Annotated in this window: 15 protein-coding genes and 2 CRISPR repeat arrays; of the genes, 2 read left to right on the top strand and 13 right to left on the bottom strand. The window is 69.6% G+C overall.

Going from position 1 to position 26361, the window contains the following annotated elements; translation table 11 throughout:
* Positions 1-118: 118 nt before the first annotated feature.
* The 6 genes from ACWGDX_RS30310 to ACWGDX_RS30285 form a co-directional block, all read right to left on the bottom strand.
* Positions 119-2371, bottom strand: coding sequence for a glycoside hydrolase family 9 protein (locus tag ACWGDX_RS30310; RefSeq protein WP_453630705.1), 2253 nt, complete (start codon positions 2369-2371; stop codon positions 119-121).
* Positions 2372-2622: 251 nt separating this feature from the next.
* Positions 2623-2894: direct repeats of the CRISPR family, unit length 29 nt; unit sequence GGGACCACCCCCGCGTGCGCGGGGACCAC.
* 428 nt (positions 2895-3322) lie between these two features.
* The gene (locus tag ACWGDX_RS30305; protein ID WP_453630706.1) at positions 3323-3901 is read right to left on the bottom strand and encodes a DUF5919 domain-containing protein; all 579 of its coding nucleotides are present in this window, start codon (positions 3899-3901) and stop codon (positions 3323-3325) included.
* A 668-nt stretch (positions 3902-4569) separates the two neighbouring features.
* Complete coding sequence (locus ACWGDX_RS30300) at positions 4570-5073, bottom strand: glycine-rich domain-containing protein (RefSeq protein WP_453630703.1); 504 nt, start codon at positions 5071-5073, stop codon at positions 4570-4572.
* 380 nt (positions 5074-5453) lie between these two features.
* Positions 5454-5930 carry a hypothetical protein gene (locus tag ACWGDX_RS30295; RefSeq protein ID WP_453630701.1) on the bottom strand — a complete coding sequence of 159 codons (477 nt, stop codon included), beginning with the start codon at positions 5928-5930 and terminating at the stop codon, positions 5454-5456.
* Positions 5931-6098: 168 nt separating this feature from the next.
* On the bottom strand, positions 6099-7313 hold the full coding sequence (locus ACWGDX_RS30290; RefSeq protein WP_453630699.1) for a helix-turn-helix domain-containing protein: 1215 nt from the start codon (positions 7311-7313) through the stop codon (positions 6099-6101).
* A 272-nt stretch (positions 7314-7585) separates the two neighbouring features.
* A CRISPR array of direct repeats spans positions 7586-8163; the repeat unit is 29 nt; unit sequence CGGACCACCCCCGCCTGCGCGGGGACCAC.
* Between the two features lie 302 nt (positions 8164-8465).
* Positions 8466-9008 (bottom strand): flavoprotein, encoded by a 543-nt coding sequence (locus tag ACWGDX_RS30285; protein ID WP_453630697.1) that lies wholly within the window; start codon positions 9006-9008, stop codon positions 8466-8468.
* A 124-nt stretch (positions 9009-9132) separates the two neighbouring features.
* On the opposite strand from ACWGDX_RS30285, the gene ACWGDX_RS30280 reads away from it, so the two are divergent.
* Entirely contained in the window at positions 9133-10458 is a 1326-nt protein-coding gene (locus ACWGDX_RS30280; RefSeq protein ID WP_453630695.1) for a cytochrome P450 family protein, read from the top strand.
* 877 nt (positions 10459-11335) lie between these two features.
* On the opposite strand, the gene ACWGDX_RS30275 is transcribed toward ACWGDX_RS30280, so the two are convergent.
* Positions 11336-14347 carry an AfsR/SARP family transcriptional regulator gene (locus tag ACWGDX_RS30275; protein WP_453630693.1) on the bottom strand — a complete coding sequence of 1004 codons (3012 nt, stop codon included), beginning with the start codon at positions 14345-14347 and terminating at the stop codon, positions 11336-11338.
* Between the two features lie 226 nt (positions 14348-14573).
* On the opposite strand from ACWGDX_RS30275, the gene ACWGDX_RS30270 reads away from it, so the two are divergent.
* Positions 14574-17099, top strand: a complete 2526-nt coding sequence (locus tag ACWGDX_RS30270) for a tetratricopeptide repeat protein (protein WP_453630692.1) — start codon at positions 14574-14576, stop codon at positions 17097-17099.
* An 11-nt stretch (positions 17100-17110) separates the two neighbouring features.
* Here ACWGDX_RS30270 and ACWGDX_RS30265 read toward each other — a convergent pair whose 3' ends face one another.
* From ACWGDX_RS30265 to dpgB, 6 genes are all read right to left on the bottom strand, one after another.
* Positions 17111-17647 carry a hypothetical protein gene (locus tag ACWGDX_RS30265; protein ID WP_453630690.1) on the bottom strand — a complete coding sequence of 179 codons (537 nt, stop codon included), beginning with the start codon at positions 17645-17647 and terminating at the stop codon, positions 17111-17113.
* Positions 17644-18822, bottom strand: a complete 1179-nt coding sequence (locus ACWGDX_RS30260) for a hypothetical protein (RefSeq protein ID WP_453630688.1) — start codon at positions 18820-18822, stop codon at positions 17644-17646. Before ACWGDX_RS30260 ends, ACWGDX_RS30265 begins: the two co-directional genes overlap by 4 nt.
* A gap of 415 nt (positions 18823-19237) precedes the next feature.
* Positions 19238-22564: an amidohydrolase family protein gene (locus ACWGDX_RS30255; protein ID WP_453630686.1), complete on the bottom strand. Its 3327-nt coding sequence runs from the start codon at positions 22562-22564 to the stop codon at positions 19238-19240.
* Between the two features lie 201 nt (positions 22565-22765).
* Positions 22766-24202 carry an aminotransferase-like domain-containing protein gene (locus ACWGDX_RS30250; RefSeq protein WP_453630685.1) on the bottom strand — a complete coding sequence of 479 codons (1437 nt, stop codon included), beginning with the start codon at positions 24200-24202 and terminating at the stop codon, positions 22766-22768.
* A complete protein-coding gene (gene dpgC / locus ACWGDX_RS30245) occupies positions 24199-25515 on the bottom strand; it encodes a (3,5-dihydroxyphenyl)acetyl-CoA 1,2-dioxygenase DpgC (protein ID WP_453630683.1) in 1317 nt (438 codons plus the stop codon). Before dpgC ends, ACWGDX_RS30250 begins: the two co-directional genes overlap by 4 nt.
* On the bottom strand, positions 25512-26348 hold the full coding sequence (dpgB, locus tag ACWGDX_RS30240) for an enoyl-CoA-hydratase DpgB (protein WP_453630681.1): 837 nt from the start codon (positions 26346-26348) through the stop codon (positions 25512-25514). Before dpgB ends, dpgC begins: the two co-directional genes overlap by 4 nt.
* Positions 26349-26361 lie beyond the last annotated feature (13 nt).

Below are 26361 nucleotides of genomic sequence, written 5' to 3'. Positions count from 1 at the left end.
CGGTCAGGGATTCCTCCCTGACCGCCCGGATGTGCACGGGGAGCGACTGAGCGCAGGACGTCCACGTTGGCGTACGTCAACCGCCGGACGTCAACCGCCGGACAGCAGGCCCCGGACGTCAGCCGCACGCCCCCGAGTTGAGAGTGAACGCGGTCGGCGGCGGGTTGCTCCCGGTGAAGGTCGCCTGGAAGCCGAAGCTCACCGAGCCGCCGGGCGCGATCGCCCTGTTCCAGCCCGCGTCCCTGGCGGTGACGGCGGCGCCGCTCTGGGAGACCGTGGTGTTCCAGGCGTTGGTCACGCGCTGGCCGCCCGCGTACGTCCAGTTCAGCGTCCAGCCGTCGATGGCGGCCGTGGAGGTGTTCTTCACGGTCACGGTGGCGGTGAAGCCGTTGTTCCAGGCGCTGTCGATCCCGTACGTGACCGCGCAGCCGGAGGCAGGATCGCCGTCGCCTCCGTCGCCTCCGTCGTCCCCGCCGGGGGTTTCGGCGGCGAACTGGGTGAGCCAGGCCAGCGGCGCGTTCCAGTTGACCGCCACTTCGTTGGTGGAGTACGAGCCGATGTCGTCGATGTAGCAGGCGGCGGGCTTGCAGCCGGTCAGCTCCTCCTGTGCGACCGGGTCCTGGAGCGCGGCGTTGGGGCCGCCCGCGATGGACCCGGCGGGCGGGTTGGGCAGCGAGGCGTCGTACTGGTTGGCCCAGAAGCGGTGGTGCTGGTTGCGGGACGGCTGCTCGCCGTAGCCGCTGACGTACGACTGCCCGAGGGTGTTGCGGCCGAGCAGATAGTCCAGCGCCTCGATGCCTCCGGCGCGGTACCGCTGCTGTCCCGTCAGCCCGTACGCGACGGCCATGACGATGCCGTTGTTGGCCACCTGGCCGTTGGAGCCCCAGACGTACGCGGTCGCGGGGAGCGGTACCGCGTACCCCTGGCCGGACATGGTGGTCAGATGCGCGTCGGCGGCGGTGGTGACGGAGGAGCGGATACGGGCGGTCTCGGCGGCGGGCAGGCCGGTCGGGACGGTGGCCAGGACGATCCGGCCGAGGGCGGCGGTGTCCGCCCAGCCGAAGCCGAAGGAGCTGAAGGCGCCGGAGGAGGTGTGCCAGGGGGAGGCGGTGACGGCGTCGCGGTACGCGGCCTCGCCGGTCGTCGCGTACAGCTCCGCGCCCGCCCAGTAGAACTCGTCGCTGACCGTGGCGTCGCCGTACGCTCCGCCGCCGTTGCCGTCGGAGTCCGGGGCGATCAGGCCCGGGTTGGCGCGGGCGGCCGTCCAGGCGCGGCGGGCGGAGTCGAGGCAGCGGGCGGCGAAGGCCGCGTCGTACGGTGCGTAGACGCGGGCGCACTGGGCGGCGGTGGCCGCGAGATTGAGGGTCGCGGCGGTGGAGGGACGGTGCAACTCCCGCTGCTCGGCGTCCTGTTCGGGGCGGGTGGGCAGGCCCGTCCAGTTCGCGTCGTGGATCTTGTGGAACGCCGTACCGGCGAGCGGTTTGCCCTCCGGGACCTGCATCCGCATCAGGAAGTCCAGCTCCCAGCGCGCCTCGTCCAGGACGTCGGGTACGCCGTTGCCGCGCTCCGGGACACGGAGGGTGGAGTCGCCGAGGGCCGCGTCGGTGCCGGCGCGCTTGGCGCGCTCGAAGGAGTTGACCAGCAGCCAGGCGGAGAGCCCGCCGTTGACGACGTACTTGCCCTGGTCGCCCGCGTCGTACCAGCCGCCCCGTACATCACGGCTGTAGTCGCAGACGCCCGCCTGGCACGGCACGCTGGTGTCGCCCTTGTTGGGCGCCACCCCGAGATGCCCGGCGGGCCGGGCGTAGGCGGCGCCGCCGGCGAGCGACGCCTCGATCGCGATACCGCTGCGCTGCTGGTAGAAGAACGACATGGCGTCCGAGCGCAGACCGTTGTAGAGCCCGGCGCGGATGTCGAAGGGGTGGCTGGTCCGCCCGTCGACGACGAGGGTGTATCCGGTGCCGGTGCCGGTGTACGAGGAGAAGTCGACGAGATGGGTCGAGTCCCCGGAGGCGGTGTCGCCGCCGCGTACGGTGGTCGTGCCGGAGGCGACGGTGGCGCCGGTCGCGCCGCGTAACTCCCAGGCGGTGGGGGCGGATGCGGTGGTGACGACGGTGGCGCGCTTGGGCCCGTCGGGGAGATAACCGAGCTGATTGACCCGCACGGCGATGGCGGCGGCGGCTTTCGCGTCAGCCCCGGGCGGGGCGGCTTGGGCGGCGGCGGCCTTGGGAGCGGGTGCGGCGGGTGCGGCGGGAGTGGCGGCTTGGGCGGGCGCGGCCACCAGCGCGGCGGCGGCCAGGACGACGGACAACACCCCGACGAGCCCGCGCCGCAGGGCGGACGGCGGGGACGGGCGCGTGAGCACAGGCATGACGATGGTCACCTTTCGTGTGCGGGCGAAGGGCGGAACGTGATGGGAGCGCTCCCAATCCGGAGACTTACATGCACACGTCACCCCGTCAATGCCCCACGCACGGCGGGGCGCGGTGGGTGCCGTGGGCGGGGCGGGGCGCGGGTGGCGCGTTGACGCACCGGGCGTGGTGGCGGGACGGCGGGGGCGGGGTGAGGCGCGGCGGACGTGCCGGGCGCGGTGGCGGGGGCGCGTCGGCCCAAGGGCGGCCGGGGGCCAACCCCGCGTGCGCGGGGACCACCTTGTGCCGCGTCATGCCCCGGCCCCCGCGCGGGACCACCCCCGCGTGCGCGGGGACCACAACGTCCGCCAGGACCTCAACCTCAACCAGAAGGGACCACCCCCGCGTGCGCGGGGACCACCCGGACGGGGTGGCGCAGCGGCCCATCGCGAAGGGACCACCCCCGCGTGCGCGGGGACCACAGAAATGCTCCGTCTGCAAAGCGGCCGGAGAGGGGACCACCCCCGCGTGCGCGGGGACCACCCTTTTTGAGCTGGGCTTTTATCCGGTCGATGCGGTGGTTTTGCTCAGGTTCACGGAAACCGGCATAGCTACTGTTCCTTCTCAATCCGGGCAGGTTGTCGCCCCTGGTCCTTGACCATTCTCGCCCACCCAGGGCCGGATGTCCGGTGATTGTCTCGACCGTACGCGGGGCCGTCCCGCGCCCGACCACCCGTGAACTCCGCACCGAGGCAAGCGGACTGGCATTACGGCCACCAGCCGGCGTCTGCCCCGCAGGCGGGCAGCCCTGTGTTTCGGGGGCAAGGGGCACCCGCATTTGGGTCACGGATTCAGCCGCAACTCTCATGCGCAGGGAGCCACCCGCCCGACGTATGCGCCCTGCGTCGGCCCAAGGCCGTTAGAAGGCAAGGTGCTTCAGACAAGGTGCTTCCAGCAGGTCCGGGATGCGGCTACATGGCGGGCACGCCGTTCGCCCACAGTTCCTCCGCGTGCTCCGCGAACCGGCCGAACATTCCTCCGTCACCGTGACGCCGCAGGTGGAGGAGCGGACTGTCGTGCCCGACCAGGCGGGCAAGGTGGGGGGTCACCAGGGCATCGTCGTCGAACCGGAACACGCTCAAGCTCACGTGATTGACCGCGTCTTCGGGCGCGCTGTACCGCACCTCCAGCCCCTCCGGAGAGCCGAGACGGGAAAGGTTCTCCAGCGTGATGCGGATGCGCGTGCTCACCGTCAGTGCCACGTCCTCGATCCGCTCGCGCTGCCTGGTCACCTCACCGTCAGGGTCGCCAAGCAGGAACCGGACCTTGCAGCCCGCTTCCGCCTTGCGCAGCAGGGTGTCGGAGAAGGTCGGCAACTGGGTGAAGAAGAAGTAGTTGGTGTAGCCGCAGAGATACAGGCTCTCGCCGACGCCGGCGACCAGGTCGTTCCAGACCTGTGAGGGACAGGCGCTCCGGTATGGATACGAGTGCACGAGTTCACGGTCGTAGCCCGTCTTGACCCTGGCTGTTATCGCGCGTGGCCACAGCATTTCTTCGTCGACTCCCAACGCCCGGCAGGCGTCTTCCCGGTTCCTTGCGTGCGGGACCAACTCGGCATCCGCCGGCCATCGCTCAATGGTTTTGGCGGTCAACCCTGCCCCGACCGCGAGGCGCCGCGGTGAGAGGCCTGCCGCATCCGTAGCCGATCTGAAGGCCGGGCCCAAGAGTCCCTCCGGGGACGTTTGGGCGGTTTTCAGGCTACCGCCGCGACGTCCCAACTGTCTCCGCAAGGGAGCGGATACAGGCCCGCGGCGCCCCGTCGGACCGTACCCGTGAGGGGACACCGAGACCGCGCAGCGTGTGGCCGACGAACTCCTCAGCCAGGGCTCACCGGACTGACCGCGAACAGCCCTGGGCGAGAAACTGGCCGGACCACCCCCGCGTGCGCGGGGACCACCCCGGCCGCAACCTGCGGCCGAGGCTCTCGGTACTTCGGTTACGCCGTTGAGGCTCCGCCTCCGCAGCACAGGCACGGTACGGTGACGGGCCCCTGGCTGGTGGCCATCGTCATGAGCCCGCGGCCCTGGCAGCGGCCGGTACGCCGACGCTCGGGGCGCCGTGCAGCCACGGCCCTCCAGCGGGCGCGGAACTCGGCGGCGGCGGCCTGCTGTTCCTCACGTCCAGGTGCGCTCATGGCAGCACTGTAGGCGGAGCCCACTCAGTTCGGTCCGGATTCGCAGCTTGGTGCATCGCACGGGTGATCCTCGCAGGGGCTCGGGCTGTGCTGGCAGTCGGCTGCGGCCACGGCCTTCGGGCCGACCTGCCACAGCTCGGCATCCAGTTCGAAGCCGGCCGATTCGATGGCGGCCTGGGTGGCTGCCAGGATGCCGGGGACCCGGGCGTGTGTCGGGTTCGGGGGCTGGGGGACGTGGTGGACGAAGCGCCCGCCGAGCCGGCGGCCGTTCAGGTCGGCGTAGACGCGGGTGTGGAGGATCAGGGCGTGCCATCCCTCGTCGACCACGGGCGAGGGCGCCATGTGTCCGCTGGTACGTCCGGCCGCGGTGGCCACGAACTTCAGGGCTTCCAGCGTGATGCGCTCGGCGAGGGGCTGTTCCATGCCGGGGTTGGCGCGCAGGACGGTGGAGGTTACGCCGGCGAACTCCTCGTTCGTCAGCAGGGACCGGGCGTCGCGCTGCGCGGGCGCATGTGCGGCCATACTCATATGTGCCTCCTGTTTTCGGATGGGTGGTGACCCGCCCCGGCCGGGGTTTCCTGGCCGGATGCGTCCGGCCGGGGCGGGGGTTCAGCGGTGCGACCCTGAGACCCGATGGTTGCCGCGGGCAGGAACCCGCCCTCGCGTACCGAACCGGCGGGAATCTGTGGGTGCGCGCCTATGCCGTGGTCCGGCGGGCCGCGAGGTACGTCTGCCACAGGGCGGCGCCGTCGCCACACCGGTCGTCGGGACCGGAGCATGTGGCGCAGGCCTGGGTGTGGGTCAGCCACGCGCGGTAGTCGGGAGAAACCGACCGGCCTGCGTGATCAGGACCCGCTGGAGCTGTCCGCGCCCACTGCCCGCGCCCCGGTACTGATAGTCGAGGGCGGTCACCGGCTGGTGGCCTCCAGCCGCTCACTACCGACGCGCAGGAGCTCGGCCACCGCGTCCGGGTCGCACAGGTCTCCCGTCGTCGTGACAGGAACCGCCCAGTACACGCCAGGGACAGACGGATCGGTGCGGTCTGTCGACGGGATGCCCAGCCAACTGCCCCGGCCGCGGATCTCGGCGAGGGGAGAGGTCCACGTGGTGCCGCGCGGTACGAGCGCGTAGTGCCACGCTACGGGGTCGGCGATCACCGGGCCGCCGAGGCGGTCGGCCAGAGCGCGGGTCACGGCCTCCGGCTCGGTGCTCTCCACCGCAGCATGCACCAGGTCGGACGGCATACGGATGGCGTCATAACGGACGCCGGTGCGGAGGATGGCCGGGCGACCGCTCTGCCAGTCGGACCGGGCGATCTCGGGGACTTCGGAGGAGGACTCCAGCCATCGAGCGATGGACTGCTCAGTGCGCGGAGTTGGCGTCATGGTCGGCTCCTGGGCTGCATGTCGTGCGGCGCCGGCCGTTCCTGGCGGGGGTTGGTCGGCGCCGCGTCATGCAGTCACGCTACGAAACCGCGTGATGACAGCCCAGTGGCAGAACGTCCCATCTGGGGGCTCAAGTATCCCCCAGGTAGGACGTGTTGCCCTACTGGATCACAGGGTGGGATCGACCCCCAGGCGTGCGGCGAGTCCTCGCAGCGGTGTGTTCCTACGACGCTCGGCTTCCAACATCTCCCGTACGGTGGAGGCGGCCAGGGCCTGGAACCGGATCCACTCCGGCTGGTCCTGCTCAACGTCCAGCAGGGTCCCCAGGGCCCCGTCGACATCGCCGGTCTGGTACTGCGCCTGAGCGACGTCGACCCGATATGCGGCGGAGTGGACAGGCCTGGTGATGGTGCTGACGTCGACCCTCCCTGAGATCTCCAGTGCCACGTCCGGCTCGGGCTCCTGCCCTGCCAAGGACACGTTGACCTGCTGGGTGAGGACGTCCACCACCGAGAACGCGCTGCCGTGTGTGGCGACGGACCCAGATCGTGTGGCAGCAGCCTCCGCCATGTTCAGAAGCGCCTTCGCCTCGTCGCGGCTGTCCCGACGCGCTGCCGGCGTCGCGGCGGCCACCAGGAGGTTGCCGTAGACGGCGAACTGCTCGGGCGTCGCACGCCGGAATGATGGCTCCAGAGCGTCGGCCTTATGCTCCGCCACGTCCTGGGCCTGTTCCCAGCGTCCTTGGCGCAGCAGGACCCATGACAGCGTGGAAATGCCCATGCCCTCCATGAGCGGATCCGAGGCCCGCTGGGAGGCGGCGAGCTGCTTCTCTACTGCGGCGAACGCCCAGTCAGGATGTCCCGCCTGAGCGCTCAGGGATGCCGCCAGCTGGTAGGCGAGGGCGAGTTGCTGCCAGACCGGTTCGGTGTCGGTCTCGCGGGCGACGGCGCGCCCGTCGCGCAGGATGAGGGGCAGCCTGTTGGCCAGGGTGGAGTACTCGCCCGCCCAGTAGAGGCTGTTGGCCTCCTTCACCGAGGCAGTCCACTGGCCGGTGTCGGGCGGATCTTCGAGGTTGTTGTCCATGAGGACACCGGGCAGCGCGCCGATGTCCTGGATGGCGTCGCGCAGGGCGAGCAAGCCGCCGTCGTCGGAAAGGCCTTGGGGCATCACTGTGGGTTGTCCTACTAGCCGCTCGAGTTGCACATCCAGCGCCCGCGCGAGAGCCCGCAGCGTGTTGATCCGAGCCGACTGCCGGATGTTCTGCTCCAGCTTGCGGATGGTGTCCACGTGCACGCCGGCGCGCTCGGCAAGCTGCTCTTGGGTGACGTCGCGGAACTCGCGCAGGCTGCGGATGCGGTCGCCAATGGAAGTGCTGGTGTTCATGAGGACCCCCGCCAGAAGGTTTGTGGATCCACGGTACTGCCGATGAGGCGTGCCTGCGGGGTGCCGCAGGTCCGAGCATGACGAAGGCGGCCCGCTCTCCCGGAGGAGAGCGGGCCGCGGTGTCACTGGTCGATGAGGTGATGGTCGCCGGGATCCGGCTCGGGAACGGGGAGGCCAGCCTGTCTGATGGTGGTCTGGAGGATCCGGATGTACCGGCCGAGCGCGGCGAGCCGGTCCCGAGTGCCTGCCTGCTCGCCCTCCAGATCGCGGATCGGACCACCCCCGCCTGCGCGGGGACCACTGCCGGTGCTGTTCCCAGGTGAACAGCCACGTCGGACCACCCCCGCCTGCGCGGGGACCACGGGTAGAGCAGGAGGAGCGCGGCGCCCTTCTCCGGACCACCCCCGCCTGCGCGGGGACCACAGGCATCCCGGGCGGGCGGTTGAGGGTCGCGCCGGACCACCCCCGCCTGCGCGGGGACCACGCCGCGCTCCAACGCGCGGCCCGCCTGCTCGCCGGACCACCCCCGCCTGCGCGGGGACCACATGGTGTCCGTGTCGGCAGGCCCAGCAGGGGCCGGACCACCCCCGCCTGCGCGGGGACCACCAGGCCTCGGTGCCCGCCAGCGCGGTGGCGTCCGGACCACCCCCGCCTGCGCGGGGACCACTCCGGGCCCGCCAGACCCCCCAGCCGCAGGGTCGGACCACCCCCGCCTGCGCGGGGACCACGAGGATGGCCGGTATGACGAAGATGGAGAATGCGGACCACCCCCGCCTGCGCGGGGACCACCTGACCACCGTGGATGCCATAGTCCTGGACGGCGGACCACCCCCGCCTGCGCGGGGACCACCCTTTCTGAGCTGCGGTGTTAGAGGGGCTTTGCCGTTGCTTGACCAAAGCCCGTCCACATAGCTCCATGGTGTCAGAGCCGTGTGGTGAAGTCCCCTCATCAGGGAAACGCGCTGGCGAGGTGGAACGGTGCTTCCGTGTGGCCAGGGGCTGGACCGAGCGTCTGCCTGGTCGCGCGAGCTCGGTTTTTGTCCCGCCGATGGGCTGGCCTTGCTTAGTTCGGGGAGATCGGCATAGCCGCTGTTTCCCCCCGAACCCGGCCTTCTCCCCGCCCTGTGGCCGTTTCCGTGGCTGCGGTTGTATCTAGGCAGCCCCGGCCGCTGCCTCCACCGCTGTCAGGGCCGCCGCCCAGGGGTAGGGCTTTTTCTCGCCCGGCTGGTTCGGTACGAAGGCGCCCGGTCCGTACAGCACTGTTACGCCGGCGCTCCTCAGTGTCTCTATCGACCGCTCGAACTGCGGGTGTTGTACGTAGGCCGCGTTCACGCAGGGCATCGTCACCAGCGGGATGCGTTTGCCGATCCCCTCTGCCACGACGCCCACCACGAACTTCTCCGTCAGTCCGAGCGCCCACTGATTGATCGTGTTGAGCGTGGCGGGTGCCAGGAGGATGGCGTCCGCCGGCGGCCATACGTCGGGCTCGCCTGGGAGCTTGTACTCCGATCGGACGGGGGCGCCTGTCAGCTCCGCCAGTTCGGGAAGGCTCGTGGCCAGCCATCGGGCCGCGGTAGGTGTCAGTCCCAACCGCACGTCCCATCCCCGGGAGTGCGCGTCCCTGATCGCGGAAGCGATGTCCAGCACGGGCGGTGCGGCGCTGCCGAAGAGGTACAGCGTCCTCGTACTCGTCATGCCGTCCAGTCGACCACATGCGGATGGCCTCGAACCATGCTTAACCGTGGAGGTGTCCCCGTTTCTTGGTAGGGTCGGGGCGATGGGGAAACGGGGAAGTGTCCCCACTTCTTGAGGAGGCTCTATGCGCGCCGACCAGATCGTTGAACTGACCTCCGCGGCACCCGACTTCTTCGCCGATCCCCATCCCGCCTACCGGGCGCTCCGCGCCCAGGCGCCCGTCCGGCGGTTGCGGATGCCCGGCGGAGAGGCCGTGTGGATGGTGCTCGGGTACGACGCGGTCCGTGCCGCGCTCGCGGATCCCCGGTTGCGCAACGACATCCGGCACTCGGCCGAGTTCGAGAGCGACGGCGGGTACGCGATCGGCCGCAACATGCTCCAGGTCGACCCGCCCGACCACACCCGGCTGCGCGCCCTCGTCTCGCGGCAGTTCACCGCGCGCCGGATCGCCAGCCTGCGTCCGCGTATCGAGCGGATCTCCGCCGGGCTCCTCGACGCCATGGCCGCGGCTGCCGGTTCCGACGGACCCGTGGAACCCGTGGGGACTGCCGGTCCCGGTGGACCCGGTCGACCCGTGGGGACTGTCGGTCCCGGTGGACCCGTCGGACCCGTCGATCTCGTCGGCGCCTACGCCTTTCCGCTGCCTATCACCGTCATCTGCGAACTCCTCGGGGTGCCGGTCGCGGACCGCGCGGCGTTTCATGACTGGTCCGGCAAAATCGTCGCGTTCGACGACGCGGAGGGCGCCGCCGCTGCCGCCGCCTCGATGACCGGCTATTTCACCGGGCTCATCGAGGAGAAGCGGAGCCTCGCACCCGGGGCGGACGGCGGGGAGGACACCCAAGGCGCGGCCGGCACCGATCTGTTGCACGCCCTCGTCCGTACCCATGACGAGAACGGTGACCACCTCTCCCCCGACGAACTCCTCGGCATGGCCTTCCTGTTGCTGGTCGCGGGCCATGAGACGACCGTCAACCTCATCTCCAGCGCCGTCCGTCTCCTCCTGACGCATCCGGACCAACTCGCCGCCCTGCGCGCGGATCCCGGACTGCTGGAGGGCGCGATCGAGGAGACGCTCCGCTACGAACCGCCCGTACAGATCGCCGCCTACCGCTACACCGCCGAGCCCATGACCCTGGCCGGCACCCCCATACCCAAGGGTGAGCGGGTGGTGATCTCCCTCGCCGCCGCCCATCGCGATCCGGCGCGCTTCACCGATCCCGACCGCTTCGACATCCGCCGCGCCCCGGCGGCCGACCGCGCTCAACTCGCCTTCAGCCATGGGATCCACCACTGCCTCGGCGCCCCGCTCGCCCGCCTCGAAGCCGCTGTCGCGCTGCCCGCGCTGCTGGACCGCTTCCCGCGGCTCGCCCTCGACGACGCCTCCGCCGCCCCCGAGTGGCGCCCGAGCCTGCTGCGCGGACTGCGCCGCCTTCCGGTGCGCTGGTAGCACGGCGCGGCGGGGCCGTATCTCGTGCTTTTCCGGTCGGGAGGACCGTGTCCGCCTCCCTTCGCGGACGCGAGGCTCGATCAGTTCCCTCGCCGCTCAACTCACCGGTGTCAAGATCGCCCGGCCCGCAGACCCGAGCCCACTCGGTCGGCGCGGTGGAGGGCGCCTCTGTCCACGGTCGCCCCCGGGCGATCACAGGATGCCCGGCTAGGGATGCTCGTCCAGCGGACCATAATTGGCGAAATGGGTGAAGTGACCCCTTCGGACGGGCCGCTGCCCCCTGCGAGATCGCGCGGGGATGATACGAAGGGCGGCTCGCACGGCTGGTCCTATCCCGATCCGCGTCAGTGACACCCGACTCGGCTCGGCAGAGCTGACGTCCGGGCCGACTTCTTCGCGCAGACAGAAGCCACGGCTCGTTCGAGAAAAGGGAAAGCTCATTGAAAAGCGGGGGCGCTATGAGAACGTCCCCCGCTTCAGGCTCATCAGATAGGCATGTATATATGCTGCTTAGATGTGGGCATATATATGTGCTGGCCATGTTTTTCTGGCGCGCTCACCACTGATGTTTGTGTTGAATCCCCCGGTGTCGCCATTGCCGGTGTCGCTGACACGGCGAGGATGAGGAACATCGCGATGGGCAAAGCCTTGCGGGCCACGTGTTCAGTACTCCCTGTTGAGGTTTCTTCCCCCTTGGCTGATGATCATACATGAGAGTGACGTGTCGCACTGACCTTCGGTTTGCTCGACCAGGGAGTTGCTGCTGGGCGACCCGTTATTGTCGTGCGCGCGGCCCTCTTGTGCGGACCCGCTGTTGGCCTAGACCAATAAGTGGGCAAGGTTGACTCGGCCGTGGCTGTGGCTGGCTTGTTTACGGCTATTCACCGGTATGCGACTGCACGCCCGAAGAGGCTTCTGTACTGCGCAATCCCTGGAGCGCCAGATTCTCCTCGCGCGCCGCGCCAATTTTGTGGGCGATTTCATATGCGTCCCGGTGGCAGATCGCAGCAGCGTGCCGATCACCTGCGACGCGATATGATTCTCCTAGGCCGATGAGGACATTCGCCTGGCTCTTTCTATCTCCGAGTGAGCGGAATTCACCAAGAGCTTCTCTGTACAACGGTAAAGCGGATCCGCTGTCACCCGTCTTTGTGAGGAAGTCGGCCAGATTAGTTCGTACTGTAGCTTTCTCGTACGCGTTTCCAGTCGATTCCAGGAGCATCAAGGCTTCTTCGAGTGATCGACGAGCTTCCTCCATCTCGCCGAAACGTAGATACAGATCACCCAAATTGCTGAGCGTTTTCCCGAGGCTTCTCTTGTCGCCCGCAAGCCTGAATCCTTCTGCGGCCATCTGGAAATGCTTACGTGCTTGATCGTACTCCTCCAGAGCGGGCAACATCATGGCGACATTGTTGTGTCCCTGGGCGATTTCCCAGGTGTCCCCTGAAATGGCCTTGATCTGGAAGGAGCCCTCCAGGAGTGCTAACGCCTTGCGATTTTCTCCGATATGCCACTGCAATACCCCGAGCACACGGAGCGACTCCGCCTCCGCCTGTCTGTCGCGTATCGAGCGAGCCATGTTCAGTGCTTGTTCGCCGGCCTCGGCGGCCTCCGGGTAGTGCGCGGTATTGGCATGGGTCGTGCTCAAGTACACGAGAATCTGGCAGAGTGCCCGCTGGTTTCCGGTCCGGCCCCAGTGATCGGCGGTGTGCTGGGCGACGACGCTCAAGTCGGACCAGTGGCACTCGGCGTCGAGGAACGCGGCCAACAGATAGCCAAGTTGGGCGGCTCGGTCCGGTTCTCCATGCGTTCGGGCATACTCCTCAACGCTGAGCAGGTTGCTCCGCTCTGTTGAGAACCATGCCTTTGCCTCGTCGGCGTCACGCGAGCGCACGGGCGACTTGTTGTCGCGTGTGGTCAGCCGGAGCCTGCGCGGATACGCGAGGCGGTCGGCTCGGTCTGCTGCCTGGATGTAGAAGTCGATCAGACGCTTGAGAGCCCTGCCGCGATCCTGTTCGCTGTCTTCTGAAAGGGCCAGCGAACGTGCGTATTCGGCGACCAGATCATGCATTTTATACCGGTTCGGTCTGGGCTCCTGAAGTAGATGACACGTCAACAGTCCGTCGAGCAGTTGCTCGGTCTCCATGGCGGGCAGGTGCAGCAGGGCAGCGGCTGCTTCTGCTCCGAACTCCGGGCCGGGGTGGAGGCTCAGTCGACGCAACGCGCTGCGCTGAGCTGCTCGTAATGTCTGATATGACACGTCCAGGGCTCGGCCCATCGAGTGGTAACCGTCCGTGATCTGGCCGAGTCGACCAGGGCTTCGTGCAAGCCGTTCGCCGAGCGTGGTCAGTGTCCAGGACGCCCGTGTCCGAAAGCGGTTGGCGACCAGTTCGATGGCCAGTGGCAAATAGCCGCAGAGGCGCACAATCCCGGCTATTTCCCTGGTGTCCTGTGTGCGGTCCTTGCCTGTGAACTTCCGGAACAGCGCGATCGCGTCGCCAGGGGGCAGCGCGTCCAGTGGTACCGGGTGGGCATCCGGCAGGCCGACCAGATGGCGACGGCTGGTGACTATGGTGAGAGACGGAGAGTCGCCAGGCAGGAGCGGCCGGACCTGCTCGGGATTGGCCGCGTCGTCCAGCACGATGATGGAACGGCGGTCCGCAAGCATGGTCCGCCACAGGGCGGTACGCTCTTCCAGTTCCGTAGGGATCGCGGCGGCGGGTGTGCCCATGAGGCGAAGCAGCAGGGCGAGGGCCGCCTCGGCGGTCAGTGGCTCTTGAACCTGCGAATGTCCCCTTAAGTCCACATATAGTTGTCCGTCCGGGAAGTGCTCGGCGAACTGGTTTGCCGCGTGCACCGCTATCGCGGTCTTCCCGACTCCGGCCATACCAGACACCGTTTCCAGCGTGACAACGGATCCGTCTCCGTCGATGCTGTTGATCGCAGCGCTCAGTGCTCGAAGTTCTTCCCGCCGTCCGACCAGGGGGGTCTGCCGAGGCAGGTTCCTCGGTGGTGCGGAGTGGGACGCCGGAGGGCGGGCCGGGGCTGACTCAAGAGGTTCGGTGCCCTCCACGAGGGGGCCGTCCACCGCGGAATCCCGCGTACGGCCTCGTACCGAGCGCCGGATGAGGTCATCGACCGGGAATCGGTTGAGAATGCCGTTGTGGATGCGATCCAGGTCGGCGCCGGGTGTTGAACCGAATTCGGCCAGCAGTGCTTGCCGTGCCTGTTGATGGACGCGCAGCGCGTCGGCGTATCTGCCGCTGCCGTAACACGCGATCATCAGGTGACCGATCAAGCCTTCATCGGTGGGGTGCTGGTCGACCAGTTCCGACAACTCACCGACTACCTCGGTGAAGCGGCCGAGCCGCAGTGACGCGGCGACACCGGAGACGGTGGCCCCGAGACGCTTCTCCGACAGGGTCTTACGTACCCTCTCGGCCCAGGCGCCGGGCAGCCCGGCGAGTGCCTCGGCCCCTTTCCACAGGCCTTCCGCCTCGGCGAGCCGAGCTACGGTCTTCTCATCTTCGCCGACGTCGGACGCGGCCCGCGCCTCTGCGTAGAGGCGTCGACAACGGTGCCAGTCGATCGTCTCGGGATCGGCCTCCAAGGTGTACGTGTGTGCTCGGCGCGTGATGTGCGGTGCGTCGGAGCTCGCCCCGGCACGGCGCAGACGTTGCCGGGTGCGTGAGATGTACGTGTGCGTGTTCTCGCGCGCCCTCAGCGGAGGATCGCCGTCCCAGAGGTGATCGACGAGCGTGTCCAAAGGAATGGGACGTCCCACGTCGAGCGCAAGTGCGGCGATCAAACAGCGCTGTTTGTCGGATCCCAGGTCCAGTGGGTGTCCGTTATTGCTGAGTTCGACCGGGCCGAGAAGCTGGAAGTCCACCAGCGCCCCTCTCGCTGCTGGTCCTTCATATTTTGATGAGCATGTCACGCTCCATGGATGACCGCCAGACGGCAGTGGGCGGAACTAGCCGATCTGTTTTCGCCAGTGATCGAGTTATGTCTTCTTCTGGCCATGAGCGGGGTAGTGAAATACGTATAGGACTCATAGCGGCGAGGAGTAGTGCCAACATCTTTGGCGCATAAGGCGGTTTAACGGCGGGGGGCCCATGGAATCTGTCACGGCCGCCGAGGTGATGGGTGTGCTCAGGCGCGTCTTCACCCAAGGACGGGATGAAGGTGGCCGGCATGCCTGGCAGGAGCTTTCGGCGCTGATTGGCGCGGAATCGACTGTGGGGGGTGTCGTTTCCGAAGCGTGGCAGCGAGCAGCGACGTCGCCGGATGACCTGCTGTCCCGCCAGCTCCTCGCCGAGGCGCTGATTGCGGACGCGCATACGCGGCCGAGTCTGTCGGTGGGGCTTGCCCGGTTGGCCCGGCGCACGCTGCGGCAGACGGCCGAACCCCAGGTGTACGGCACGAGCGGCATCCATATGAGCGCCATCGATGGAATGGCGCAGTTGTATGGGCCGTCCGTACAGGCACACGATGTACAGGGCGGCATCCACATTCATGCCGGGCCCGTGTCTCCGACTCCCCTTCCCGCCCTCCGCCCGTCGGTACCCCGGCAACTTTTGTCCGTACCCGCACATTTCACGGGCCGGGAACGTGAGCTGGGAGGGTTGAACCGACTCCTCCTGCAAAAGTCGGGCTCGGCGCAGCTACTTGTCGTGGTCAGTGGTCCGGCAGGTGTGGGCAAGACGACCCTGGTCTCCAAGTGGCTGCATTCGGTGGACGAAGTTTTTCCCGATGGACAGGTGTACGCCGACCTGAGAGGACACGTGAACACCAGGACGGAGCCGGTCGGCGCCGCCTTGGCCGCCGCACCGGAAGAGACCGTCGGTCCGGCGGCGCCGGGTGAGATTCTGGGGCAGTTCCTGCGAGCCCTTGGCGTCGTATCGGTTCCCGTGGATCCCGTCGAGCAGGCGGCGCTGTGGCGTTCCGTGACCGCTGGGCTGCGTATGGTGATCATGCTGGACAATGCGTTCACGGCCGCGCAGATCCGTCCGCTGCTGCCCGGCGGGCCCGATGGCCTTGTCGTGGTGACGAGTCGACGGCGACTGACCGGACTTGGCGTCGACGGCGCGGTGTTCCAGCCGCTCGAAGTGCTTGATCCTGCCACGAGTCTCGAACTTCTCAAGCACGGGATCGGCAGACGTCGTGCCGTCGGTGAGCTCGGCGCGGCGCGTGAGGTGGTGTCTCTCTGTGCCGGGCTGCCACTGGCTCTGTGTCTGGTGTCCGCACGCCTGGCGGCACGGCCCCGCCAGCGGCTCCAGACCATGGCGGATGCGCTGGCGGGGGACGCGGGGCCGCTCTCCGTACTCGAAATCGAAGGAGAAGTCGCGGTGCGCAACGCTCTCGACGCTTCGTACGCCGTGCTCACCGCAGATGCCGCTCGCCTGTACCGACGGCTTGGCCTGCTACCGGTGCAAACGTTCGACAACTGGATCGCGGCGACGGCCTGTGCGGGCTCGATCGAGTCCGCGGAGCGTCTGCTGGACGAACTGATCGAAGCCAACCTAGTCGAAGATATCGGCCCGGACAGTTGTCGCTTCCATGATCTCGTACGAGCCCATGCACGGGACCGCGCCGCCAGGGATGAAAGCGGACAGGCACAGGTCGAGACCCTGCGGCGGGTCTGCGACTGGTATCTGGCGACCGTGACCGAGGCGGAGATACGACTCACACCGGCCCAGTTCACGCTCCCCAGGGACTATGTCCATCCGTCCGACCTTCCGCTGCCCTTCGCCGACGACGTGGGTGCGCTCAGCTGGCTTGACGCGCATCGGCTGGATCTGATGGCCGTCGTGCGGAGCGCTGCGGACATCGGATGGCACGATGTGGCCTGGCAACTCGTTGACGCCGCCTGGCCCCTGTTTTTGCGCCGCCGCCACTACGACCTCTGGATCGAGGCTCACGAGATCGGTCTCGCCGCCGCACGGCGAGTCGGCAACAGGACGGCTGAGCGTCAGATGCTCAACTCCGGCGCTATTGGCCTGGGCGCCGCAGACCGGATCGATGACGCGATCACCTGGTATGGGGAATCACTTCAGGCGGCGCGTGAAGCCGGGGATGTACGGGACGAGGGGCAGGCCTTGCACGGTCTGGGTACGTGTTGTCGGGACGCCGGTCGCCTGGAAGCGGCCGTTCCCTATCTGACGGGTGCCATCAGCGCCTGGGAGAGCTGCGGATACGTGAGAGGTGCGGCTCTTTCACAGATCGCGCTGGGCGAGATCGCGCTCGCGCTGGACGAACCTCAAGAGGCTGTCCAGTTCTTCATTCAGGCCCATGACACGCTCACGGCTGTGAACGATCCGCACGACACCGCCCGTGCCCTCGCCTTCCTCGGTCGCGCACGGGTCCGCGCGGGTGAGTACGAGACAGGTGTGGCCCAACTTGCCGAGGCCCTGGCAGTGTTCACCTCGTCCGGGTCCTTCCACTGGCAGGCCAGGGCGCTGGAGATGATCGGCGACAGCGCCTGTGATCACCGCGACACCGCCACGGCCGCAGAGTCCTACGCACATGCCCTGGCGCTGCACGGGGTCACCAGCCCCGCCGACGCGCGTCGGCTGAAGGACCGACTGGACAGCCTGGGCGGGCCTCCGGCCGGTCCTCCGTCGATGGGTGCCACTCCCTGAGTGACTTTGTTTCAGCTGTGCAGCACCACCGTGGCGGATTCCAGTTCCCGCAGCGAGTGGCCAGCCACGAGCCAGGCATGTATGCACGACGGGAACAGCGACTGCTCAGCCCTCGTCGAACTCCGCGTTGTACGGCAGGTGACCAGGCACAGGTCCTCGCTGGTCATGACCGCCCAGCCGCCGCCGATGAGGGGGATCGCGGCGAGCAGGCAGCCGCGGTGAGCGGCCGTCACGGCCGTGAGCCTTCGAAGCGCTTCCGCTGTCGGCTGAGGTCGGCTGCCGTGCAGTACATCGGCGCAGTCGAGCTGGGACTGTGCTTTACCTGCGTCGAGATCCACCGCGAGGTGTTCATCGACACTACCGGCATTCAGGAGCGCGTGAGGAAGAGCGCTGGCGACGGCGACGTATGTGCCGGTGGCCGTGACTATGGTCATGGTGAGCGCGGGTACGTCCGGATCCCGCAATCGGCAGCCGATCTTGCGCCGACTTTCCGACTGGTGGGATTCGTCGCCGTGTTCACTTAGTTCGACGCTGATGAAACGGTTCACGCCGACCTCTCCTGCCGCGCGGAGGTGCTGGTCCAATTTTCCAGCGGGGGCGGTGAGGGCAGCGGCGTGGTCAGCGGCTCGTACGCCGGTTGTCCCAGCCCGAGGATTTCGTACATCAGCCGCCGCATCCGTCGATTGAAGCCACCCGGTTCCGAGGTGATACGGGAGGCGATGACGGAGTACTCCTCCCTGCGGTATTCGGCTGCCGCGTAGTCGAGTTGGCCGACCAGCGGGTGGGTGGGGGAGAGGGTCGGCGCCGTAAGGGCGAGCGCGGCGGCCGGAGACGCGGGATTGATCTCTTCCTCCGGCGAGCCGCTCAGCAGGATCGGGGCTCCGGTGAGCGTTCCGTACAGTGTGACGGACCCGTGGTCTCCGAGGATCAGGTCCGCCGCGACGAGTACGCTCCGCCAGTCGGCCTCCGGCGGTACGACCGCGATCCCCTGCCGGCTGCACTGCGCCAGCCACGCGTGAACCTGCCAAGGCCCATGTCCCGACCACACGTTGGGGTGGACGAGTACGGCGGTACGGTACCGGTCGGCCGGCAGCTCATTGATCAGCCGTGGAAGCAGCGTCTCGATCCGTCCGAAGGACGAGCGCGGCCCCCAAGTCGAAGCGAGGACGACCAGTTCCTGCCCATCCGTGAGCCCGAGCGCCCGGCGGTATGCGCTTCGTAGCGGCAGGCTCGCCCGGATGCGGTCATGAGCCGGATCGCCGATCACACGCGCGACCGGCAGGGCCTCCGGGCAGGACCGTGCCAGTTCCCGCAGCTCGTCGTCGTGCGGTACGACGAGGGCCGCGGGAAGCGTCTTGCCATCCGGCATGATGTCTTTCCTGCGCAGCCCCGCGACACCTGCCTCCGCCGGCCCGGCTCCGGCGATGCGTTTCAGGTAATTGGCGCCGTGCGGTAGCGCGATGAGGGGAGCTTGTACGTCTCCGACTCCTTGCGGACCGGCAGCCAGCGCCAGGTCGAATCTCACACGTTTGGCCTCCTCCCACGGCAGCACCGCGCTTCCCAAGTTTTCAAGGAAGCGAGGTACTTCGTCGCCGAAGACATGCGGTGGCACCGTGAAGACCACCTGCACCCGGAAGTCGGCCTCCAACAGCGACAGGACATCGAGGAGCCGCTTCGCGTAGGTGAGGGTATGAGCAATGGCCAGCACCCTTTTGCGCCCCACGAGCGTCAGCCACTGACGTGATTCTGCGAATGGTTGTTGCCCAGTCGTATTCGACGTGCCTAACGCAGACATGGTGTCCCCCGTGACTCTCTGCGGATTCTCTTCCGCCGGGGGCTATTTCCGTCCGTGGGGACGGAACACCTGCCGGATCCTTGCAGAAACCTTGAAGAGCCCTGACAGGCCGTGTCACCTGGGGAGTCGCGATGAGGCTCAAGGTTCGGCACATCGGAGGCGCGCCGTGGCCAGGAGGTGCTGAACCGACGGATCTGTGGGGTGGACTGCGCGGATGCCTTCCTGCTCCGTCGACCTCACGGAGCAGGAAGGCACGAGGGAAGGTCACCCCATCGAGGAGCACATGTGGCAGAGCGGGACTCAGCTACTGCGCAGGCCGCGTGGGAACAAGCGGAGGCGGCCGTCAGCAGAGGCAGCCCGATCCGTGGGGGCGGGGGTCGTGCCAGGCGTGGCGGCGGGTGGTTTCCCGGGAGACCAGGGTGGGGGCCGTCGGGTTGGGGGCGGGGTCGCTGTCCTTCGCGGGGGTGGCGGTGAAGGGGGCCAGGAGCGCGGGGACCGTGTGCGGTGTGCCCGCCGTCACCACCGTCCGTACGGCCGCCGCCGCGGTGATGTCGCGGAGCGGGTCGCCCTCGACGAAGACCAGGTCGGCGAGCATGCCGGGGGCGAGTGCGCCGAGCTGGGAGGAGACGCCCATGCGCCGCGCCGGGTTGGCCGTGGCGGTGCGGAGGGCCTCGTGGGGGGTGAAGCCGCCCTGGACCAGGGCGCGCAGATTCTGGTGGAGGGAGAGGGCCGGGTCGTCGAGCGGGGCGTCCGAACCGGCGATGACGGTGCCGCCCGCGCGGTGGATACGCAGGAGCATGTCCACGCCGCCCGCCAGCAGGGCCCGGTTCAGTTCGGCGCTCGGGCCGCCCGCCGCGTCGGCCTTGGCCACCAGGGCCGTGTAGTCCCACGGCGGCAGGAGCCGCCGGGTGCGTTCGTCGGTGACGAGTGAGCGGTCGTCGGCGAGCAGGACGGAGGAGTTGAGGAGCGTGGAGGTGACGGGCATCCCGGCGGCGGTCAGTACGGCGACGGCGTCCTGGTACGCCCGGCCCAGCCGGGTCTGGGTCTGCGAGTAGCCGACGCGGTTGCCGCCGCCCGTGTGCTCCATGGCGTCCATGCCGTAGCCCGCCTGCGGGTAGGCGTAGTGCGAGGTGACCGGCAGACCGCGCTCGTGGGCCTGCCGGGTGACGGCTCGCTCCAGCGGCGCGGGCAGCCGGATATAGGTCTTGACGAGATCGTAGGAGAGCCCCGTGACCCGGGCCATCTCCAGCCGGAGCTGCTCGGTGCCGACGACGGGCCGTACGTTGTTGTAGAAGACCCGGGCCCCGTCCAGGGCCTCCCCCGTACCGAAGAAACGGGGACCGACGCGCGCGCCCGACGCGATGGCCTCCCTCGTCTCCACCATCTGATAGGCGGGGTCGGCCGGTGACAGCACGGTGGTGATGCCGTACGAGAGCAGCAGGCGCCCGGTGCGGTCGCCCCACTGCCGGCCGCGCATGTGCCAGTGCACATGCGAGTCGATCAGACCCGGCATCGCGGTCAGGCCCGAGAGGTCCACGATCTCGTCGCCGCGGCCCCGGCCCGCCGGGCGGATCTCGGCGATCCGGTCGCCCCTGACGACGATGTCGACCCGCTCGCGCAGCCGGTCACCGCGGCCGTCCCAGAGGGCCCCCGCCCGCAGCACCACCGTGCGGGTGCCGGCGGGACGGCGGTAGGTGAGCGGTACGGATACGGTCCGCGGGGTGCCGCCGGAGACCGGGACGGACCGCAGCGTGCCGTTGCTCAGATAGTGGAGCCGGCCGCGCGCGTCCACCGAGAGCGAGTCGGTGACCTCCGTGGTGATCTGCTCGGGCGCGCCGGTGATCCTTCCCGTGGTGTCGACGGCCACCCGCCAGGCCGTGCTCTCCATGGTGAGGACGAAGTGCCGTCCGTCGGGGGTCCACACGGGCCCGTCGTCGCCCCGGGTTGCGATCGACCGGTGGGGCGCCACGGGCTCCGAACGGGTCGTACCGGTGGTGAGGTCCACGGAGAGGATCTCGCTGAGTCCGGCCCGGTTGCGGCGGGAGTACGGCTTGTTCGCGGCGATGGCGAGCCGGGTGCCGTCCGGGGACCAGGTGGGTCGGCCGGGCTGGAAGACGACGGGCAGCACCTGCCGTACGGTCCCTGTGGCCAGCTCCAGCACCCAGGTGCCGCCGTTCTCGTCCTGGTAGGCGATCCTCGTACCGTCGGGGGACCAGCGGGGGGTGAGCTGCGCGCCCGCCAGCCGGGTCAGCCGTACCGGCTCGCCTCCGGAGAGATCCTGGCGCCACAGGGCGGCGGTGCCCGAACGGTCGCTCGCGTAGACGACGGCCGTCCCGTCGGGCGACCAGTCCGGGTCGGAGTTGAAGAAGCCGTCGTCCACCAGCTTGACGGGGGAGCCGGTGGCCGCGCCGGTCCTCGTCGCCGCCACCCAGAGCGCGTTCAGCGCGCGGAAGACGATCCGCTTCCCGTCGGGGGAGACGACCGGACTCGCGATTCCCTTGACCCGCTGGGGAGTTGTCGACGTGAAGTCTCTGACCCGGTGCTGCCAGGGCGGCCGGGAGAGGGTGACCGTCGCGGTGAAGTCCACCGTACGAGGGGTGCCGCCCGTACGAGGGGTGCCGCCGCCGCTCAGCCGCAGCCGCTGTATCCGCCCGTTCGCGGTGTAGAGCACTTCGTCGGCCGAGATCCAGGAGGTGCGCAGGGCATGGACGTCGGCGCCGGTCACGACGGCCCGGCCGTCGACCATCAGCTCGGCGCGCGGGCCCGCGATCTGTACGTAACTCAGCCGCCGGCCGTCCGGGCTGAGCGCCGGGCCGTAGATCTTGGCGTCGCCGCTCGCGGTGACCAGCCGGGTGCGTGCCCCGGTCGCGAGGTCCACGGAGTCGACGGCCGTGTCGTTGACCGTGCAGACGACCCGGGTGCCGTCGGACGACCAGGCGGGGGTTCCCTCCTCGTCGTCGCCGGAGGTGAGCCGGGTCAGGGCGCCGGTGGCCGGGTCGAGCAGCCACAGGTCGTTGCTGCCCGACCGGTCGGAGGCGAAGACGATACGGCCGCCGTCGGGCGAGTACCGCGGCTCGCGGTTGTCGTAGGCGTCGTCGGTGAGCCGGGTGAGCCCGGTGCCGTCGGGCCGTACGGACCAGAGCTGGTAGCTCCCGTCGCGGAAGGAGTGGAAGACGATGGCGCGCCCGTCCGGGGCCCAGTGCGGCTGGGTGGCGTCCTGGAGTTCGCCGGTGAGCCGGACGGCCTCGCCGCCGTCGACGGGCACCACCCAGATCGCGCTGACGAGGTCGATGGCGAGACGGGTGCCGTCGGGGGAGAGCGCGGCGGCCATGTTCGTGCCCTCGAAGAGGGTGAGCGTACGGGCCGCCGGGCCGTCCCCGTCCCCCGCCCGGTCGCCGTCGCCGTCCCGGTGCGGGCCCGGGGCCGCCGCGGTCGCCCGGCCCGTGCCCGCGCCCGTGGCGGCCAGCGCTCCGGCGGCCAGGACACCGCCTCCCACCAGGACGCGGCGCCTGCTCGGGCGCGCGGAGGCGGGACGGCCGGCGGGCGGGGAGCCGTCCGCCGCGGTGTCCGCCCCTGTGTCTGCCCCGGCGTTTGCCACGGTCTCCGCGTCGGTGTCCGGGCCGCTGTTCGGGCCGCTGTCCGGGCCGGTGTTCGGGCTGATGTCGTCCATGACGTCCTTCGGATTCCTCTCGGGGAACAGGGCTTGCGCATAGGGCCTCTCGTTTGGATCTTGCTGGGCTCGCGTGCCCTGGCACCGCGCCTCGCCGCGTTGTCGTCGGTCGCCTACGCTCCGCGTGGGCTCCCTCCTCCGCCTTGCGATCCACGGCACCAGACCCCGCTCCCTGATCCAGCCAGATCCAAACGAAAGACCCTACGGGCACACGGCGTGCAGGAAGCGCGTCAGCCGGACGACGCCTTCCTCGATCGTGTCCGGGTCCAGATAGCTGCACGCGAGGCGGAGTTGACGGTCCCCGCCGTCGCCCAGATAGAAGTGCGACATCGGCGTCCACAGCACACCGAACTCCCGGGCCGACCGTTCGAGCAGCCGCTCGTCCGCCGCGACGGGCAGCCGTACCCGTACGAAGAAGCCGCCCCGCGGGCGGTTCCAGGACACCCCGGCGGGCGCGCCCGTGCCCGGACCGAGCCCGCGGTCCAGCGCGTCCAGCAGCAGGCGCAGATTCCGCTGGTACAGCTCCGCCTTGGCGCGGACGACCGAGGCCAGCGATCCGCCGTGCTCCAGCAGGATGCCGCCGATGACGGCCTGCGAGAGGGGCGAGGTGTTGACGGTCACCATGCTCTTGAGCGTGGCGAGTTCGTCGGCGAGCAGTCCCGTACGGCCCGAGGCGTCGCGTACGGGCTGGTCGGCGACGACGTATCCGACCCGGGCCCCCGGCATGCACACCTTGGCGAACGTGCCGAGATGGACGACCCGTTCGCCGCCGGGCAGCGCCTTGAGCGGAGGCAGCGCGCCCGGCTGCTCCGCCGTGAACGCGTAGGCGTTGTCCTCCAGTACGAGGAAGTCCTCCCGCTCGGCGACGGCGAGCAGCCGGTGGCGGGCCTCCAGACTCATGAAGCCGCCGGACGGGTTGGAGAAGTCGGGCGCGGCGTACAGCGCCCGGATACGGCGTCCCGCGCGCCGGGCGGCCCGGCACACCTCGTCCAATTGGGCGAAGTCGATCCCGCCCTCGGTGCCGCCGGTGCCGCCGCCAGCGCCGCCGGTGCCGCCGGTGTCCTCCTCCGTGTCGTCGACCGGCACCAGGTCCACCCCGAGCACCGAGGCCGCCCCGGAGAGTCCGACGAAGCAGGGGTTGACGACCGCGACGAGATCCGCCGGCGACGCGACGAGCGCCCGGAGCGCCAGCAGCATCGCCTCCTGGCAGCCGACCGTGATGACCAGGGACTCCGGCGGTACGTCGATGCCCTGGTCGGTACGGAGGGCGTCGGCCACCAGCGCGTTGATCAGACCCCGGCTCGGCCCGTACTGGTAGAGCAGCCGCTCGGCCTGCTCACGCCCCAGCCCCCGCTCCTCCTCCAGATGGCGCAGATAGCGGGCGGTGTGGCGGGCGGTGTCGATCTCGGCGAAGAAGCTGGTGTGCGGGGCGCCCGGGGCGAAGGAGATCGCGTCGGGGAAGCGGCCCATCACCTCGTTGAGGAAGTTGATCGACCCCATGGCGGGGGAACCGAGCGAGCCGTGCAGGGCGTCACGGCGCAGTACGGCTCCCGATCCCGCTCCGGCTTCGGTCGTGGGCTGGGTCCCGTTCGCCTTCGCCTTCGCGTTCGCGGTACCGGTACCGGTCCGGATGGTCACCGTACGGCCTCCTTCGCGGCCGACGGTCCCGTCGTGAACCGGCCCACCTTGTCGAGCACGTCCTCCCCGTACAGCCGCTGCGCCTGCGCGAGCGAGAACTCCGCCATATACGAACGGAACGCGTCGACGGGCTCCTCCGAGAGACGCAGCATCCGCCGGTTGGCGAGCACGGCGGGCGCCGCCAGCCGCGCCACCGCCTCCTCCACCGCGCGGTCCATCGCCCTGGGGTCGACGACCTCGTCCACCAGCAGCCGCGCGTCCGGCTCATGGGCCCAGATCTTCCGGCCGCCGAGCACCAGCTGACGGGCGACCCGGCCACCGGTCAGCCGGCCCAGCCGGAAGTTCGCCGCGCCCGGCACGATGCCCTCCTGGGCCGCGGGCAGACTGAGATACGAGTCGGCGGCGGCGATCACCTTGTCCATCACCAGCAGCAGCTGGGCCCCGCCGCCGATCGCGAAGGTGTCGACCGCCGCGATCCAGGGCTTCTCCGTGCCATGGGCCGGGAAGGTGTCGGGCCGCCCCTCGGTCGAGAGGCCCCGGTACATCTTGCTGATGCAGCCCAGCTCGCGCTGGAGCAGGAAACCGGTGAACGAGATACGGCCGTGGTGGAGATCGGCGAGATTGACGCCCGCGCTGAAGATCCGGCGGTCCCGGTAGCGCGGATGGGTCATGGGCCCGCCGCGCAGCACCCCCACCCGGATGCCGTCGTCCAGGAGCACGAGGTCGACGGCGATCTCGAACTGGGCGATCAGCTCATTGTCCTCGGCGTTGAGACAGGACTCGTTGTGGAAGGTCACATGGCCCGCGTCACCGCGCCGCTCCACGGTGACCTTGCCCAGTTCGGCCCGGCCGGTGGCGCGGAAGTCCGGCAGCAGTCCGCGTGCCCGGGGGGTCGGGTCGCGCAGGACGTCGACGAGATGCCCGCCCGCTTCCGGCAGCCGCAGGATCTCCCGGAAGAAGATGCCCTGGTCGATCTCCCGGCCTTCCTTCTCCGCCTGGGTGTGGCGCAGTTCCTCGTCCAGCTCGGCGCGGGTGGGCACCAGACCGGGGAACGCCTCGGCCGCCGCCCCGGCCAGCTCGGTGAGCCCGAGCCTGCCGGTACGTCCCGCCGTCAGCCGGTCGTAGACCGCGGCGGCATGCGTACGGAGGAAGGAGGCGCGCAGTCCACGGCAGACGCGGTGGATCGCGGCGGCCCGGCCCTGCTCCTCCTCGGAGCGTCCGGAGCGCGACGGGAGGGCGGCGAGCGGCGCCTCGCGGGTACGGATCTCCACGGCCAGGGCCTGGGCGGCGGCGGTGAGGCCGTCGCCGCTCACCGGGCCCCCGTCCCGACCGGGTCACGGCGGCGCAGGCTGCGGTCGCAGGCGGCCAGATGCGCGCCCAGCGCCTCCTCGTAGCTGAGGGTGGCGTCGAACAGCAGCCTGCGCCGGATCGACCATTCGCGTCCGGGCACGGCCGACAGCTCCTCGGACACCGCCGCCGCACGCTCCAGGGCCTCCTGGGGATCCGTCACCGTCTCGTCCACCAGATCCAGTCCGGCCGCCAGCTCCGCGTCCAGCCAGGGGCGCCGCAGCAGCAGCCGCCGGGCCCTGGCCGTACCGATCTGCCGGGCCAGCCGGTGTACGGCGGTGCCCGGCCAGGCGCCGTCCTCGCCGCCCGCGAGCCGCAGCCGTACGGTGCCGTCGGCGATCCGGTGGTCGGCGATGAGCAGGGTCTCCAGCGCGGGTCCCGTGCAGACGCCCGTCACCAGGGCCAGCGTGGGGCGGTCGGCCGTCTCCAGCCGTCGCAGCGCGCGCTCCCAGGTGTTGACGAGATGGATACCCGTACCGACGGGCGAGCCGCCCGCGGAGCCGCCCGCGACAGGCGAGCCGCCCGCGACGGCCGCGGCTTCCGCCCGCTCGCCGGAGCCGGCCGTACCCGACCGCTCGCCGGAGTCCGTACCGTCCCCCCGTTCACCCGGGCCGTCGCCGCCGGTGCCGTCGCCGCCGCCCGTGCCGCCGCCCAGCAGGAGCAGCACCACTCCGCCGTCGGCGCCCTCCGCCTCCTCGGCCACGGCCTTCACCCTGGCCACCAGTCCGGGAGTCAGCTCCTCGTCCCCGCCGACCGTCAGGACCGCGGCGGCCCGGTCGCGTATGCCGGACACAGTCATGGTTCCTTCATCC

It is taken from the genome of Streptomyces sp. NPDC055025 (genome assembly GCF_053608565.1).
The sequence above is the reverse complement of the archived record's forward strand: the minus strand, read 5'-3'. Positions and strand labels throughout refer to the sequence as shown.